The organism is Lichenihabitans sp. PAMC28606, from assembly GCF_020616535.1.
Lineage (GTDB): Bacteria > Pseudomonadota > Alphaproteobacteria > Rhizobiales > Beijerinckiaceae > Lichenihabitans > Lichenihabitans psoromatis.
This window is the reverse complement of sequence record NZ_CP085136.1, coordinates 4,002,745-4,018,746: the sequence shown is the minus strand read 5'-3', so window position 1 is coordinate 4,018,746 and position 16,002 is coordinate 4,002,745. Positions and strand designations below refer to the sequence as shown.

General features: G+C 64.7%; 10 protein-coding genes. 1 reads left to right on the top strand and 9 read right to left on the bottom strand.

Annotated elements, in window-relative coordinates; all coding sequences use genetic code 11:
* Positions 1-37: 37 nt before the first annotated feature.
* From LGH83_RS18910 to LGH83_RS18875, 8 genes are all read right to left on the bottom strand, one after another.
* Complete coding sequence (locus tag LGH83_RS18910; protein WP_227399960.1) at positions 38-589, bottom strand: sarcosine oxidase subunit gamma; 552 nt, start codon at positions 587-589, stop codon at positions 38-40.
* The gene (locus LGH83_RS18905) at positions 582-3,560 is read right to left on the bottom strand and encodes a sarcosine oxidase subunit alpha family protein (protein WP_227399959.1); all 2,979 of its coding nucleotides are present in this window, start codon (positions 3,558-3,560) and stop codon (positions 582-584) included. Before LGH83_RS18905 ends, LGH83_RS18910 begins: the two co-directional genes overlap by 8 nt.
* The gene (locus tag LGH83_RS18900; RefSeq protein ID WP_227399958.1) at positions 3,557-3,886 is read right to left on the bottom strand and encodes a sarcosine oxidase subunit delta; all 330 of its coding nucleotides are present in this window, start codon (positions 3,884-3,886) and stop codon (positions 3,557-3,559) included. Before LGH83_RS18900 ends, LGH83_RS18905 begins: the two co-directional genes overlap by 4 nt.
* Position 3,887: 1 nt before the next feature.
* Positions 3,888-5,138 (bottom strand): sarcosine oxidase subunit beta family protein, encoded by a 1,251-nt coding sequence (locus LGH83_RS18895; protein WP_227399957.1) that lies wholly within the window; start codon positions 5,136-5,138, stop codon positions 3,888-3,890.
* A 111-nt stretch (positions 5,139-5,249) separates the two neighbouring features.
* Positions 5,250-8,435, bottom strand: a complete 3,186-nt coding sequence (locus LGH83_RS18890; RefSeq protein ID WP_319799657.1) for an efflux RND transporter permease subunit — start codon at positions 8,433-8,435, stop codon at positions 5,250-5,252.
* Positions 8,432-11,641: an efflux RND transporter permease subunit gene (locus LGH83_RS18885; RefSeq protein ID WP_227399955.1), complete on the bottom strand. Its 3,210-nt coding sequence runs from the start codon at positions 11,639-11,641 to the stop codon at positions 8,432-8,434. Before LGH83_RS18885 ends, LGH83_RS18890 begins: the two co-directional genes overlap by 4 nt.
* Before the next feature lie 12 nt (positions 11,642-11,653).
* Positions 11,654-13,195 (bottom strand): efflux RND transporter periplasmic adaptor subunit, encoded by a 1,542-nt coding sequence (locus tag LGH83_RS18880; protein WP_227399954.1) that lies wholly within the window; start codon positions 13,193-13,195, stop codon positions 11,654-11,656.
* A gap of 19 nt (positions 13,196-13,214) precedes the next feature.
* Positions 13,215-14,807 (bottom strand): TolC family protein, encoded by a 1,593-nt coding sequence (locus LGH83_RS18875; RefSeq protein WP_227399953.1) that lies wholly within the window; start codon positions 14,805-14,807, stop codon positions 13,215-13,217.
* Positions 14,808-15,069: 262 nt separating this feature from the next.
* On the opposite strand from LGH83_RS18875, the gene LGH83_RS18870 reads away from it, so the two are divergent.
* Positions 15,070-15,618, top strand: coding sequence for a VOC family protein (locus LGH83_RS18870; RefSeq protein WP_227399952.1), 549 nt, complete (start codon positions 15,070-15,072; stop codon positions 15,616-15,618).
* 85 nt (positions 15,619-15,703) lie between these two features.
* Here LGH83_RS18870 and LGH83_RS18865 read toward each other — a convergent pair whose 3' ends face one another.
* Positions 15,704-15,988 carry an accessory factor UbiK family protein gene (locus LGH83_RS18865; RefSeq protein WP_131196972.1) on the bottom strand — a complete coding sequence of 95 codons (285 nt, stop codon included), beginning with the start codon at positions 15,986-15,988 and terminating at the stop codon, positions 15,704-15,706.
* Positions 15,989-16,002 lie beyond the last annotated feature (14 nt).

Sequence of the window (16,002 nt, the reverse complement as noted above, 5' to 3'; positions counted from 1 at the left end):
ACCCCGATGGTGCGACCCCCGCACCATCAGGGTGACGTCAATAGCCGCAATCGTCGGCCGCCTGTTTCAGAAAGTCGAAGCAATAAGGCGCGAAAGACCGCCAGCATTCGAGGCGGAAGTGGTCAGGCGCGAGGCGCCACAGAACGACATCGGCTTTGGCCAACACCGTCCGGGTGCACATGCCGACCGGAAAAGCCGCAAGGTCGAGATCGAGCGGACATCCCGCGTTCAAGACCTCGGCGGCGGCTGTGCCGGACACCTCGATGCCGACTTGCCGGTGCGAAATATCGACGATGCAGCCTGGTTCGCCAGCGAGGCCGCCTTCAATGCTGCCAGCGAGCCTGTCGTCCAGCGGCGCGATCAGGAGCCATTCGTCCGGCCCGAGCCAGAGCGCCGCACGATCGCCGGCCTGGGTGGCCTTGAGCGCGTCCGCCGACAATGAGGTTCCAAAGGCGCGGCTGAAACGCAGGGCCGCTTCGGCACCCCCACGCGCCGACAGTCGCGTCATAGGAGGGAGCAAGCCGAACGACACGGTTTTTTGGTCGGCGAGTGGGCTGACGCGCTCGAGGATTTTGGCCGCCTCAACCATTCAGGCGTTCTCCTTGCGGATCGTAGAAGACCGGCGTCGTGACTTTGGCCGCGATCGAACCACTCGCCATTGGAATATAGATCGTCTCGCCAAGCCGCGCGCGGCCGCCCTCGACCATCGCGATCGCGATGGATCGGCCCAACACCGCGCTCGCATAGGATGATGTGACGTTGCCGATCGCATGCGTGCCGATGGGCGCGTCGGATACGGGAACCACTTGGGCGCCCTCGTCCAGCACCACGGTTGGATCGAGCGTGAGCAGACCGACCAATTGCTTGCGCCCCGCCTCCATCAGGAACGGGCGCGCCAGAGATCGTTTACCGACGAAATCGGGCTTGCTGGCCGAGATCATACCGCCAAGCCCGACATCGTCCGGCGTCGCCGTGCCGTCCGTCTCCTGCCCGACGATGATGTAGCCCTTTTCGGCGCGCAAGACATGCATCGCCTCCGTGCCATAGGCGACCGCGTCGTAGCGCTTCGCCTCGGCCCAGATCGCCTCCCAGACGGCGCGGCCGTAATCGGCCGGCACATTCACCTCGAAGCCGAGTTCGCCCGTGAAACTCACCCGGAACAGCCGCATCGGTACGCCACCGATGTGACCCTCGCGGATCGCCATATGCGGCATGGCGGCAGGCGTTAAATCCACATCCTCGATCAGCGGCGCGAGAATGTCGCGTGCGCGGGGACCCTGCACCGCGATGACGGCCCACTGATCTGTGGTGGACGTCAACCAGACCTTGAGATCGGGAAACTCGGTCTGGAGATAATCCTCCATATGGGCCAGCACGCGAGGTGCGCCCCCGGTTGTGGTCGTCACGTGGAAACGGTCCGGCGACAGCCGCCCAACGACGCCGTCATCCATCACGAACCCGGCTTCGTTCAGCATCAATCCATAGCGGCAGCGGCCGACACCGAGCTTGAGCCAGGCATTCGGATAGAGCCGATTGAGGAACTCGGCCGCATCGGGCCCAACCACCTCGATCTTGCCGAGCGTCGAGGCGTCGAACAGGCCAGCGCTATCCCGCGTGCGGCGACATTCCCGCGCCACCGCCGCATGCATGTCCTCACCCGCCTCGGGGAAATAATGGGCCCGCTTCCACAGCGCGACATCCTCGAACCGCGCGCCGCGCGCCACCGCCCAGTCATGGATCGGCGTCTTGCGGATGGGATCGAACAATTGTCCGCGCGACATGCCCGCGAAACTGCCAAAGGTCACAGGCGTAAACGGCTGGCGGAAGGTCGTCAGTCCGACCGCCGGCACGGGTTCGTTGAGGGCCTTTGCGGCGATCGCCAGCGCATTGAGGTTCGATGTTTTGCCCTGATCGGTCGCCATGCCGGTCGTGGTGTATCGCTTGATATGCTCGATCGAGCGGAAGCCCTCGCGCGTCGCGAGTTTGATGTCCTTGGCGGTCACGTCATTCTGGAAATCGACGAACGCCTTGGCGCGCGCGCCATCGCCGGTCTGCGGCAAAGCCCCGATGAACCCGCCGGGGCCATGCTGATCGTCGCCCAGCACCGTGAAGGGGCGTCCCGTCGCATCGCCGTCCGACAAGGCGTCCGCGATGCCGAACACGCCACGGCAGGCCCCCACGGAGCGCTGCGCCTGGACGGCTTTATCGGGCAGGAACATGCCACTCGCCTCGTCGAAGGCGACCACGCCACGCGATTGCGAGAAAAGATGGATCGATGGCGTCCAGCCGCCACTCATGAGCAGCGCGTCGCATGCGATGGTCTCGAGGTCCGTCACATACTCGCCGGAGACGTGACCGACGGTTGCCTCGCTGACGCGCCAATATCCCTTGGTGCCCGTCACGGTCGCGCCGCGCAGAATGCGAATGCCGACGGCCTCCGCCTCGGCGACGAGCGGCCCGCTCGGGTGCTGGCGCAGATCGAGGATCGCGGCGATCTCGACACCGGCAGCCCTGAGATCGAGCGCTGCCCGATAAGCGCTGTCATGCGCCGTCGCGACCAAGACGCGATGGCCGACCTTCACGCCGTAGCGGTTGAGGAACACGCGGGCCGAACCAGCCAGCATCACGCCTGGACGATCGTTTCCGGGGAAGACCAGCGGCCGTTCGATCGCGCCGGTCGCGAGCACGACCTCTTTGGCGCGAACCTGCCACATCCGCTCGCGCGGGGTGGGACGATCGACCGAGGCGAGATGGTCGGTCAGGCGCTCGGTCAAAGCCACGAGGTTATGGCCATAATAGCCGAACGCCTGGGCGCGGGGCAGCAACGTCACGTTTGACATCGCGCCGAGGTTGGCCAGCGCTGCAAGCAGCCAATCCGCCGCGGGCTGCCCGTCGATCGTGAGGTGAGGCTCGGACAGAAGCGAGCCGCCGAATTCGCTCCCCTCGTCGCAGAGCATCACGCGTTTGCCCGCTCGCGCCGCGGCGAGCGTCGCCGCAAGGCCGGCCGGTCCGGCGCCGACTACCAACACGTCGCAATGCGCGAACCGGCCAGCATAGATGTCGGGGTCAGGCGCGGTCGGGGCCGGCCCGAGACCGGCGGCGCGGCGGATCGCGGGCTCGAACAGCTTGGTCCAGACGCCCGGCCCTCGCATGAAGCGCGGCCCCATGAAGGTCTTATAGTAGAACCCTGCCGCGAAGATCGGGGCCAACACGCCATTGATGGCGCCGACGTCATAGAACAGCGAGGGCCAGTGGTTCTGGCTGCGTGCCTCGAGACCCTCGTACAGCTCGACCTGCGTCATGCGAAGGTTCGGGGTCTCGCGGCCGGTGCCCCGATCGATGACCGCGAGCGCGTTCGGCTCCTCGGAGCCAGCCGCGAGAAAACCGCGCGGGCGGTGATATTTGAACGAACGGCCAACGAAGTGGATCCCGTGGCTGAGCAAGGCCGAGGCGAGCGTGTCGCCCTCTAACCCGTCGAAGCTGCGTCCATCGAACCAGAAGCGGCGCGATGCACGGCGGTCGATCCGTCCTCCGGTCGGCGTGCGGTATGGCGCGCTCATTGGGTCGACTCCGCCGCCGGATATTGTTCACCCGGCAACGACGCTTCATCCGTCGCCGACAGGTCGGGACGCGGCTCGCCGACCTTGTAGGTCGTGAGGATCATGTCGCTCATGGTGTCGCGCAGGCAGTTGAAGAAGCGCCCGCAGCCGGATGAATGCCGCCAGCGCTCGGCGATCACGCCCTTGGTGTTGCTGCGGGTGTAGAGGAACGCCCCCCAGTCTGCGTCCGAGGCGACGCTCGGGTCGCGGACCACATGAGCCTCACCGCCATGTTTGAATTCGAGTTCCGGACGGGGGCCGCAATATCGGCAGGGAATGAGGAGCATATCAGTGAGCCACCGCGGCAGCGGCCGCTTCATCGATGAGCCGACCCGTCGTGAACCGGTCGAGCGAGAAAGGCGCGTTGATGGGATGCGGCTCGCCCGTCGCGACCTGATGCGCGAAGACGTTGCCGGAGCCGGGTGTCGCTTTGAAGCCGCCGGTCCCCCACCCGCAATTGACGAACAGCCCAGGCACCGGCGTCTTGCCGATAATGGGGGATCGGTCGGGCGTGACGTCGACGATGCCGCCCCAGTTCCGCAACATGCGAAGGCGACGCACGGTCGGAAACAGCTCGCAGATCGCATCCAGCGTATGGGTTGCAATATGCAGGCCGCCGGTCTGGCTGTAGGATGTGTAGGCGTCCGTGCCGGCACCGATCACCAACTCGCCCTTGTCGGATTGCGACATATAGGCGTGGATCGTGTTCGACATCACCACGCAGGGCATGATCGGCTTGATTGGCTCGGACACGAGCGCCTGGAGCGGATAGCTCTCCAGCGGCAGCCGCACGTCGGCCATCTGCATCACGGCGCTGGTGTTTCCCGCCGCGACGACACCGAGCCGCTTGGTCGCGATCGGTCCGCGCGTCGTGTCGATGCCGCTGATGGCGCCGGTCGCGTCACGCCGGATCGCCGTAACCTCGCATTTCTGCAAAATATCGACACCGAGCGCGGAGGCTGCGCGGGCATAGCCCCAGGCGACCGCGTCGTGCCGCGCGACCCCGCCCCGACGCTGGAGACTTGCGCCGACGATCGGGTAGCGCAGGTTATGCGAGATGTTGAGGATGGGGCAGAAGGCCTGCGCCTCCACCGGGCTCAACCATTCGTTGTCGATGCCGGCGAGGCGGTTGGCATGGACATGCCGCTTGAACACCTGCACGTCATGCGTGTTGTGAGCCAGCATCATGACGCCGCGCGGCGAATACATGACATTGTAGTTCAGCACATGCGACAGATCCTGCCACAGGTTCATGGCGCGGTTGTAAAGCGCCTCGCTCTCCTCCCACAGATAGTTGGAGCGGATGATCGTGGTGTTGCGGCCGGTGTTGCCACCCCCGAGCCAACCCTTCTCGACCACCGCGATATTGGTCATGCCATGCTCGGCCGCCATATAATAGGCGGTCGCGAGGCCATGGCCGCCACCCCCGATGATGATCGCGTCGTAGGACGCTTTCGGTTCGGGCGAGCGCCACTGCTCCGGCCAGCCCCGGTTGGCATCGAAGCTTTGGCGGATCAGGTTCAGCAGCGAAAATCGCACGTCGACAAGGCTCCGGAGGGCGCGTGCCGTCTTTGTGATGGTCCGGCGCGCAAGCGTCTAGCGTGGAGACGACAAGCCTATGTCGAATTTGTGATATGGCGGGATGCCGCACTATTCTCCCGGCGCGGGAAGCGGCATCGGCGAGGGAGCCGCCTTGCGCCGCAACTGCATCCACCGCGCCCGCAATCGGCTGAGCACCACATACATGGCGGGCGTCGTATAGAGCGTCAGCACCTGGCTGAGGATGAGACCACCGACGATGGTGACGCCGAGCGGGCGCCGGAGTTCCGCCCCGACCCCCGTGCCAAGCGCCAGCGGCAGCGCCCCAAGCAGCGCCGCGAGCGTCGTCATCAGGATGGGCCGAAACCGTTCGAGGCAGGCTTCGTAGATCGCGACCTCGGGCGTCAGCGACCGAGCCCGTTCGGCCCCGATGGCGAAATCCACCAGCATGATGCCGTTCTTCTTGACGATGCCGATCAGCAGGATGATGCCCACGAAGGCGATGAGCGTGAGTTCCATACCGACGGCGTTGAGGGCCACCAGCGCGCCGAGGCCGGCGGAGGGGAGCGTCGAGATGATGGTGATCGGGTGGATCAGGCTCTCGTAGAGAACGCCCAGGATGATATACATGGCGAATAAGGCCGCCAGGATCAGCATCCCCTGACCGCCGCCGCTCTGCTGGAATAATTGCGCGTCGCCCGCAAATTCGGCATGCAGCCCGTCTGGCAGATGCATCTCGGCCACCGCCTGCAACACCGCCGCCGTGCTGGAATCGAGGCTCGCGCCAGATGTGAGATTATACGAGATGGTGATTGAGGGGAACGAGCCCTGGTGATTGACCACGAGGGCTGCCGCACTGCGCTCGAGATGCGCGAAGGCGGTGAGCGGAACCTCGGCGGTCGCGCCTTGCTGGCCATCGCTGACAGCCGCGATCGCGGTCGTGCCGGAGGCGTTCAGCCCCCCCGAAACGGGGCGGGTCCCCGGCACATAGATTTTCGTGATGTCGATCGGATCGCGTTGATTGCGGAGCGCGACCTCCAGAACCACGCGATATTGATTGCGCTGGGTGTAGATGGTCGAGATCTGCCGCTCGCCAAAGGCGTTGTTCAAGGCATTGTCGATCGCCTGGATCTGCACACCGAGGCGGGCGGCTTTGAGCCGGTCGATCACGACATCGACCTGGAGGCCGCCCTGCTCGCGATCGGTCGAGACGTCGACGAGGCCGGGCACCTGCTTCATCCGGGCCAGGACCTTGGGTTGCCACTCGACCAGTTCGGCGAGATTGCTGTCCCACAGCGTGAATTGATATTGTGCCTTGCCTTGGCGAGCACCGGCCCGAAGATCCTGCACCGGCACCATGAATAACGAGATGCCGGCGACATGGGCGACCTTGCGGCGCAGGCGGTCGATCACTTCGGTGATCGGCTCCCGCTGGTCGGCAGGCTTCAGGCTGATGAACAAGCTGCCCTGATTGCCCGAGCCACGGCCGCCGCCGATGAAGGAGCCGACCCCATCCACGGCCGGATCCTTTTCGACCCGATCGGCCAGTTCCTGCTGCAAGGCCGACATGGCGGTGAAGGAGGAATCGGCCGACGCCTCGGTCATGCCCATGATGAGCCCCGCGTCGTCCTGCGGGAAGAAGCCTTTCGGCGTGGTGCCGAACAGCACGACCGTCAACCCGATCGTCGCCAGCATGACCAGCACCATCAGCCACGGATGCCGGAGCGTGACCTTCAGCGACGACGCATAGATTGCGATGAGCCAACCGAGAATACCTTCGACGATTTTGTCGAAGCGCGTTTCCCGTCGATCCCGGTCATGCGTCATGAAGTGGGCGCAAAGCATCGGTGTCAGGGTCAGCGACACCACCGTCGACACGACCACCGCATAGGCAAGCGTCAGCGAGAATTCGCGGAAGAAGATGCCGATCAGGCCCGGCATGAACAACAGCGGGACGAAGGCGGCCAGCAGCGACGCGCTGATCGACAAAACCGTGAAGCCGATCTGCCGTGCGCCGAGCATCGCGGCGGCGCGGGGTTTCATGCCGGTCTCGATGTTGCGAGTCACGTTTTCGATCATGACGATGGCATCGTCGACCACAAAACCAACAGAGATCGTGATGGCCATTAGCGAGAGGTTGTCGAGGCTGAAGCCCGACAGCCACATCATCAATACCGTTCCGGCCAGCGACAACGGCACGGCCGCACCCGCCGCGAGCGTCGGGGTTAGGCGGCGCAGAAACACCAGCACGACGCCCATGACCAGCCCGATGGTCAGCAGCAGCGTGAACTGGATATCCTCGACACTGGCCCTGATCGTGGTCGTGCGATCGCTGAATATTGAAATATCGACGCCGGCCGGGAGAAACTGCTGCATCTGCGGCAGCAGCGCCTTCACCCTGTCGACCGTGTCGATCACATTGGCGGTCGGCTGCTTGGTCACGATCAGCAGGATCGACGGCTTCTTGTTGTACCAGCCTGCGGCGCGGCGCGTGCGGACGCCCTGCTGCACATCCGCAACGTCACTGAGTTTCACCACGCCGCCGTTGGTGTTTTTAACGATGATGCCCTTGTAGTCGTCGGGCGTATTCAGCCGATCGCTGGTCGCCAGCGTCTCAGCAAGGTCCGGCCCATCGAAGCCGCCCACCGCCTCACCCACATTGGCGTTGGCAATGGCGGCTCGCACATCGTCGAGTGCGAGCCCCATGGCGGCGAGCCGCGATGGATCGATCTGCACCCGGACGGCGGGCTGGTCGGCGCCGTTGACCGTGACTTCCGCCACGCCTTCGACCTGCGAAATGCGTTGGGCCAGCACGGTATCGGCAGCATCGTAAAGCGCTGTCGTCGGCAGATTTTTTGACGTGAGCGCCAGAATGATGACCGGCGCGGCGGCCGAATTCGCTTTGCGGTAGACCGGCAGCGTCGGCAGGTCGCTGGGCAGGTCTGTGGCGGCGGCGTTGAGAGCAGCTTGCACGTCGCGCGCCGCATCATCCGCATTGCGGCTGAGATCAAACTGGATCGAGATCGAGGTCGAGCCGAGCGTGCTGGTCGAGGTCAGTTCCGTGACGCCGGAGATTTCGGCCAACCGCCGCTCGAGCGGCGCCGCGACCGTCGCGGCCATCGTGGCGGGATCGGCGCCGGGCCGTGACGCGCTGACACGGACGACCGGAAATTCGACCGACGGCAGGCTGGCGACCGGAAGTTGAAAATAGGCCACGACCCCGGCCAGGAACAATCCGACACACATCAGCGTGGTGCCGATCGGGCGCCGGATGAAGGGGTCGGAGAAGCCCATTATTCGGCCGCCCGCGACGGAATGGTGGGCGCCTCGCCGTCCCCGTCATGCCGCTGTCCCTGGAGCGAGGGCGGACCAAAGTGGCGGGACGCCCCCGCGGCGTCGACCTCGAGGTCGTCCTCCGGATCATAAAGCGGCGTGTCGCGGAGCCCGAGGCTTGCACCGACCCGGCCGAGTTGCAGGTAGATCACGGGCGTCGTGTAAAGCGTGAGCAACTGGCTGAGCAGCAGGCCACCCACGATCGAGATGCCGAGCGGCACGCGAAGCTCAGAGCCGCTGCCATGGGCGAGGGCCAGCGGAATGGCACCGAACAGGGCCGCGAGAGTCGTCATCATGATAGGGCGAAAGCGCAGGTGGCAGGCTTTCACAATGGCATCCAGGGGCGACAACCCCTCGACACGCTCGGCCTCGCGCGCGAAGTCGATCATCATGATGGCGTTTTTCTTGACGATGCCCATCAGCAGGATGATGCCGATCAGCGCCACGATCGAGAGTTCATGACCGCAGAGGATCAGTGCCAGCAACGCCCCGACCCCTGCCGACGGCAGCGTCGACAGGATCGTCAGCGGGTGGATGTAGCTTTCGTAGAGGATGCCGAGCACCAGATAGATCGTGACGACGGCGGCCAGCACCAGCATCGGCTCGCTAGCCAGCGAATTGGTGAATTCCGCCGCGTCGGCCCCGAATGAGCCGGCGATCGAGGGCGGCATACCGATATCGGTCTCAGCCTGTTTGATGGCCGTCACGGCCTGCCCGAGCGATGCGCCCTCGCTGAGATCGAAGCTAATCGTCGACGCCGGAAATTGTTCTTGATGGTCGATCGACAGCGGCGCGGTGGTCCGCTTCAAGGTCGCGAGCGACACCAGCGGCACTTCGGCCCCGCCAACGATGCCGACATAGAGCTTGTCGAGCACATTGGGATCGGTCTGATATTGCGGCGCGGCTTCGAGGATCACGCGATATTGATTCGATTGCGCGTAGATGGTCGAGATTTGCCGCTGCGCGAAAGCGTCGTTCAACGTGTCGTCGATCAGTTGCATGTTGACGCCAAGCCGACCGGCCTTCTGCCGGTCGATATCGACGAAAGCGCGAAGACCGCCGGTCTGCGTTTCACCTGCGACTTGGGACAGGATCGGCACGGCCCGAAGTTCGGCCAGGAGCTTGTCGGACCAGGTCTGTACCTGCGTCGCATCCGTCCCGACCAGCGTATATTGATATTGCGAGCGGCTTTGCTGCGTGGCGATCTGGATATCCTGGATCGGCTTCACGTAAGGCGTCACGCCCGGGATCGTGAGCAGCGCGGTCCGCATGCGGTCGCCGATCTCGGTGGAGGTCTGGCTCCGCTGATCGGCCGGACGGAGCCCGACCTGCAGCGAGGCGACGTTCGAGGTCGGGTTGAGCGTGCCGATACCGAGAACCGCCGTCACGGCCGTCACGTCGGGATCGCGCCGCAGAATCGCGCCAGCCTGATCCTGAAGGCGTGTCATGGCCGCGAAGGATGAGGTCGGAGAGCCTTCGATCACGACGGTCAGCAGCCCGGTATCCTGCTTGGGCAGAAAGCCTTTCGGGATGATGACGTAGAGGTAGACCGTGAGGCCGAGCGTTCCCAGCGTCAGCAGCAGCATCAGGCTTTGGCGGCGGAGAGCCCAGCCGAGGGTGTTCCCATAAAGGGTCGCCATCCAGGTGATCGGTTTTTCGACCATCCGCATCAGCCAAGTCTCGCGATCGGGCGTGGCGCGCAGCAGGCGTCCGCACATCATCGGCGTCAGGGTCAGCGACACGACGGCCGAGACGATCACCGCGAAGGTCAGCGTGAGAGCGAATTCGCGGAACATGCGGCCAACGAGGCCCGTCATGAACAACAGCGGGATGAAGACCGCGATCAGCGATACGGTCAGCGAGATGACCGTGAAGCCGATCTGCCGCGCACCGGTGAGGGCGGCCTGAAGCGGCGTCTCGCCATCTTCGATCTTGCGAACCACGTTCTCGATCATCACGATCGCATCGTCGACCACGAAGCCTGTGCCGATGGTGAGCGCCATTAGCGAGAGATTGTCGAGGCTGAACCCGAAGGCGGCCATCACCGCGAAGGTCGCCATGATGGATAGCGGCAGCGCCACCGCTGCGATGATGGTGGCCCGGACCGTACGGAGAAACAGCAGCACCACGAGCACGACGAGGGCGCAGCTCAACACGAGAGTGAACTGCACGTCCGCGATGGAGGCGCGGATGGTGTCGGTCGAGTCGTGCACAACCTCGAGTTTGGCTCCCGACGCCAGCGCGGTGCGAAGGCGAGGAAGCTGCTGCAGCACGCGATCGACGGTCTGCACCACATTGGCGCCGGGCTGACGCTGCACGTCGATGATGATGGCGGGATCGCCCTGAAACCAGCCGGCGGCGCGCACGTTTTCCACACCGTCGATCACGCTGGCGATGTCGCGCACCAAAACCGCCGAATTGTTCCGATAGGCGACGACGACGTCCCTGTAGGCACCCGCCGCCTCGATCTGGTCGTTCGCCGCGATCGTGTAAGCCTGGGTCTTTCCGTCCAGCGAGCCTTTCGACCCGGCCACATTGGCGGCCACGACGGCATTTCGCAGATCCTCCATACCGAGTTGGTAGGCGGCCATGCGGGTCAGGTCGGCCTGGATACGGACGGCGGGCCGGATATTGCCCTGCACCGACACATGACCGACGCCCGACACTTCGCTGAGGCGGGGCGCCAGAAGCGTATCGGCGACATCGCTCAGGTCCCGCAGCGAGACCGATTTCGAGGTCAAGGCCAGTGTCACGATCGGCGTATCGGCCGGGTTCACCTTGGAATAGGTCGGCGGGTAAGGAAGATTGCGCGGCAGCGTCGACGCGGCGGCGTTGATGGCCGATTGCACGTCCTGCGCGGCCGCATCGATGTCGCGGTCGAGATTGAATTGCAGCGTGATCTGGCTCAGCCCGAAGGAGCTTTGCGACGTCATGTTGGCGAGCGCCGGGATCTGCCCGAATTGCCGCTCCAGCGAGGCCGTGACGAGTGACGCGATCGTGTCCGGGTTGCCGCCCGGCAATTGGGTCGTGACCTGAATGGTCGGAAAATCGACCTGCGGCAGCGCCGAAACGGATAGCTGCTTATAGCCCAGCAGCCCAGCCAGCAGCACCGCCACCGCGAGCAGCGATGTGGCGACCGGCCGGAGGATAAAGGGCGACGAGACGTTCATCAGGGTTGCGTCTTAATTGGCGGTCGGTCCGGGGTTGCTTGGGCTTTGATTGACGTCGCGTGGCTTGCGACCGTCGCGGTGACGATGCCGCGTCTGGTCGGCCTCGGGCGGTGTGTCGTTCGGGGTTGCGGACGCGGCCGGTGTCTCGGCCGGACCATCCCCCGTGTGGCCGCTGGCCGGCGCCGCTCCGGTCGCGCTCGTCGGGATCATGGGCTGGCCCGCAGCATCCGGCCGTGCGGTTTCGCCTTGTTTGCCGGACGGCACGGCTTCGCCCCCACCAACGGGGGCGTCGGACGCGCCCGCCGATGCCGTCGCGGTCGAGATCGTGACCTTCGAGCCATCGGTCAGCCGTGTGAAGCCGGTCGTCACCACCGTGGCCGGTACCTCGAGCCCTGCCGTCACGACGCTATCGGTCTCGGTCTGCCGCCCCACCGTGACCGGCTGCATCTTCACGGTTTCGGCGTCGCCGACCACGTAGACGAAGCTGCCATCGGGCCCGCGCTGCACCGCAGAGGTCGGCACCACGACGACATGCGACAGCATATCAATATAGAGCCGCACGTTGACGAATTGACCGGGCCAGAGTTGCAGCTTGTCATTCGGAAAGCTGGCCTTCAGCTTGACGGTTCCGGTGGTCTGGTCGATGGTATTGTCGATCACCTGCAGCACGCCGGTATCGATCACCTTGCGGTTGTCACCATCCCGCGCCTCGGCTTTCAAGGATCCGCGCGCATTGGAGGCGTTGACGGAGGCGAGATATTGCTGCGGCAGGTTGACGATGATGGAGATGGGCCGCACCTGCGCCACCGTGACAATGCCGGTCGTATCCGACGCATGGACGATGTTGCCCTGATCCACCAGCCGGATGCCGGTGCGACCATCGATCGGTGATCGGACCGTGGCATAGTTCAATGTCGTCTTGGCACTGTCGATCGCGGCTTGATCCTGCTGCACGATCGCCTGCGTCTGCGTCACTAGAGCCTTCTGCGTATCGGCCTGCTGGTGCGAGCCATATTGGGTCTCGGCCAGCTTTTGATAGCGGATCAGATCGACCTGGGCATTGGCCAGAATGCTGTCGTCCTGGGCTTTTTTGGCGACCGCCTGATCATAGGAGGCCTGATAGGTGGCCGGATCGATCCGGGCCAGGATATCGCCCTTCTTGACGTCCTGCCCTTCTTGAAAATCCACCTCGATCAACTTGCCGTCGACCTGCGTCTTGACCGTGACGGTATTGGTCGCCTGCACGGTGCCTAAAATGTCGGTCGTGACCGGCAGGTCGGTGTAGCGGGCCTGCGCCACAAGCACCGGCGTCGGTCCGCCGAAGCCGCCTCGACGTCCGCCGCCTCCGGCCGATGACCCCGCCGCGCCACCCGAGCGATGCCGGCCAGCGCCCTGCCCCGGAGCCGCGCCGTCAGCGGCGGTCGAGGCCGTCTCGGTCTTGGCCCACGGCAGATGCGGCAACCAGGGCATGGCATCGCGCAGCCAGACGTAACGCTCGGCCAGGAAGACCGTCGCGACCGCCACCAGGACGAGCAGGAACAGAAACCGTTTCAATGACACTCACCGCTTGGCTTCAAGTCGGCCCCAGCCCGGGGGCCCGGGGCGGACCGACGCTCGGGATCGGGGGCTGGCCGAGAAGCTCATGCGTCTCGGTCGCAGCTTGATTGGGCGGAACGATGGCCTGTCCCGGTATGCCATAGGTCAGGGGCGCCGGAAATGCGATCGCCGGTTCGACCGGCCCGGTTTTCGGATAGACCCACCCGCCACCGAGCGCTTGCGCCAAGCTGGCGATGGCTTGGAAACGAGCCAGTTTCGCCACCGCGACCGCGTCCTCAGCCCCAAACAGGGTCAATTGGGTGTTGAGTACGGTCACGATATCGATGGTGCCGAGCTTCAAACGCTCCTTTGTGATGTCATAGGCGCGGCGCGAGGAGACCACGACATCGGCGAGAAGTTTCTCGTGTTCGAGGTTGCGGCGGATCGCCACCAGGGCGTTTTCGACGTCGACCAGCGACTGCAAAATCGCTTTGCGATAGGTTTCGAGATCCTCACGGCGCACGCCCCGCGTCTGGTCGAGGTTGCCTTGCAACGTGTAGCCGTCGAACAGCGGTTGCGTCAGGCCGCCAGCGATCGTGCCAAACAGCGCCTCCGGCTTGAGGAGGTTCTGTAGCAGTGCACTTTCGACGCCGCCATTCCCCGTGAGCGTGATGGAGGGAAAGAAGGCGGCCCGCGCCGCCTGTACGGTGGCGTCCGCAGAGGCCAGCGTCGCCTCGGCCGAAGCGATGTCGGGCCGCCGCCGCAGCAGCTGCGACGGAACGCCGGCTGGAATGCGGGGCGAGCGCAATGCGTCGAGCGACCCGCCCGCGACATGAACGCTTTCGGGCGTGCGCCCCATGAGGATGGCGATCTGCGTCCTGGCCTGATCGGCCTGTAATTGAAGCAGCGGAATGGTCGCCAATTGCTGGTTGACCACGCTCTCCTGCTCAGCAACCTCTAAAGCCGTGACGGTTCCGACCGTGAGGCGGCCCTTGATGGCTTCCAGCACCTCACGGGCGCTCCGCACGTTCTCCCGCGCGATCCGCAGCCGATCCTGAGCCGACAGCAGAGTGAAATAGGTACTGACGACCGAGGCGACGGACGACAAGGCCACGGTGTCGCGCGAGAACTGCGACGCGAGAGCGTTTTGCTCCGCCGCGACGCTCGTATAGGCATTGCGGCCCCAGAAATCGACCTCGTAACTCGCTGTCAGGCCGAGCTGGAACAGGTTGCTGGCCGAGCCTCCCGCGCTTCCCGAGCTACTCCGGAAAGTGGTGGAGGGCGAGAACGTTCGCTGCGCGTTGGCGCTGCCGGAGAGTTGCGGAAAGAGGGCGGCGCTTTGCTGTTCGACCTGAGCTTGCGCCTGCACGATGCGGGCTGCGGCTGCCGCAATGTCGAGGTTGCCGCTGGCCGTGCCGGCCGCAAGGCGCGTCAACTCCGGCGAGCCGAACAAACCCGGCCAATCGGCGCTGATCGGCGGTGCGGCTTTCGGGCCGCCGTACTCGAATTTGGCAGGCGTGGCGATCCCGAGCGCCGGCTTTGTCTCGTCGAACGTGCAACCCGCCGTCGCGCCAGCCAGGACGATGACGAGACATGTGGCCCGCGTGCTTTTGAGGGAGCGACGCGTCACCCGAGCGCGCTCGATGTCCGGATCGGAAAAGCTGGGCTGGAATTCACGATCACTGAGACTCACGACACTGATGGGGCGCACCCGCCGCCATGTTTAAGGTCGAGTGACCGGGAATTGGCAAGCGCATGAACCTCGCGGACGACAGTCTCTTGTGAGCCGTGTCGCAAAAGCATCAGGCAAAATTAATCGACGGGGTCGCCAAGAAACTTTAAGGCTTCCTCAAGACGTCAATTGGGCGTCGACATGGTGTTTGGATGAAGAGATGAGTTTAGGCGACAGGCCCACCACGACGACGACTGCGGCGACGCCACTCACGCCGCGACCGATCTCGGCCGGCGTTCGAATCGGACATGTCCATCTGAAGGTCGCCGATCTCGATCGGTCGCTCGCCTTCTACTGTGGCGTCCTCGGGTTCGAACTCATGCAGCGGTTCGGGTCGCAGGCGGCCTTCATCGCCGGCGGCGGCTACCATCACCAGATCGGCCTCAACACCTGGGAGAGCAAAGGCGGATCGCCTCCTCCACGCGGAACCACCGGGCTGTTCCATCTCGCGATCCTGTATCCGACGCGCGCCGAGCTCGCGGATGCGCTCCGTCGCTTGATCGACAACAAGGTGCCGTTAGACGGTGCAAGCGACCATGGCGTCTCAGAGGCACTCTATCTGAACGACCCCGATCGGAATGGCGTCGAACTCTATTGGGATCGCCCGCGCGAGGAGTGGCCGCGCGATGCCGATGGCCAGATCGCCATGGTGACGGCGGCGCTCGATCTCCGCGGTCTCTTGCGTGAGCCGCCCTTGATTGAGGGCTGAGGTCACGATGGATTGGGCCAATGAGGGCTTAGCCAATGTGAGCCTGCTCAAGCCAAGAGGTTCAGCCCGCTTGAGCCTGACGGGCTCAAGCCATGATGGTGCCGTCGAGCGGCGGCCTGATGTCGTCGAGACGCGCCTCGAGAGCCGCGATCCGCCGCTTCAGGGCGTCGTTCTCGTCGCGGGCCAGCGAGGCCATCTCGCGCACAGCTTCGAATTCCTCGCGCGTCACGACGTTCATGGTCGAGAGGAGACGCTCGGTCTGGGTCTTGACGACGGTCTCGGCCTCGCGCCGAACCCCCTGCGCCACACCGGCCGCGTCGGTCACGAGACGGGCGAAATCGTCGATGAAGCGGCCGCTTTTCTGAGACATTTCGAACTCCTGAT

Bases quoted from the DNA above. Each gene is read 5' to 3' on its own strand.
- LGH83_RS18910 (WP_227399960.1), bottom strand. From the start codon at position 589: ATGGTTGAGGCGGCCAAAATCCTCGAGCGCGTCAGCCCACTCGCCGAC.
- LGH83_RS18905 (WP_227399959.1), bottom strand. From the start codon at position 3,560: ATGAGCGCGCCATACCGCACGCCGACCGGAGGACGGATCGACCGCCGT.
- LGH83_RS18900 (WP_227399958.1), bottom strand. From the start codon at position 3,886: ATGCTCCTCATTCCCTGCCGATATTGCGGCCCCCGTCCGGAACTCGAA.
- LGH83_RS18885 (WP_227399955.1), bottom strand. From the start codon at position 11,641: ATGAACGTCTCGTCGCCCTTTATCCTCCGGCCGGTCGCCACATCGCTG.
- LGH83_RS18870 (WP_227399952.1), top strand. From the start codon at position 15,070: ATGAGTTTAGGCGACAGGCCCACCACGACGACGACTGCGGCGACGCCA.
- LGH83_RS18865 (WP_131196972.1), bottom strand. From the start codon at position 15,988: ATGTCTCAGAAAAGCGGCCGCTTCATCGACGATTTCGCCCGTCTCGTG.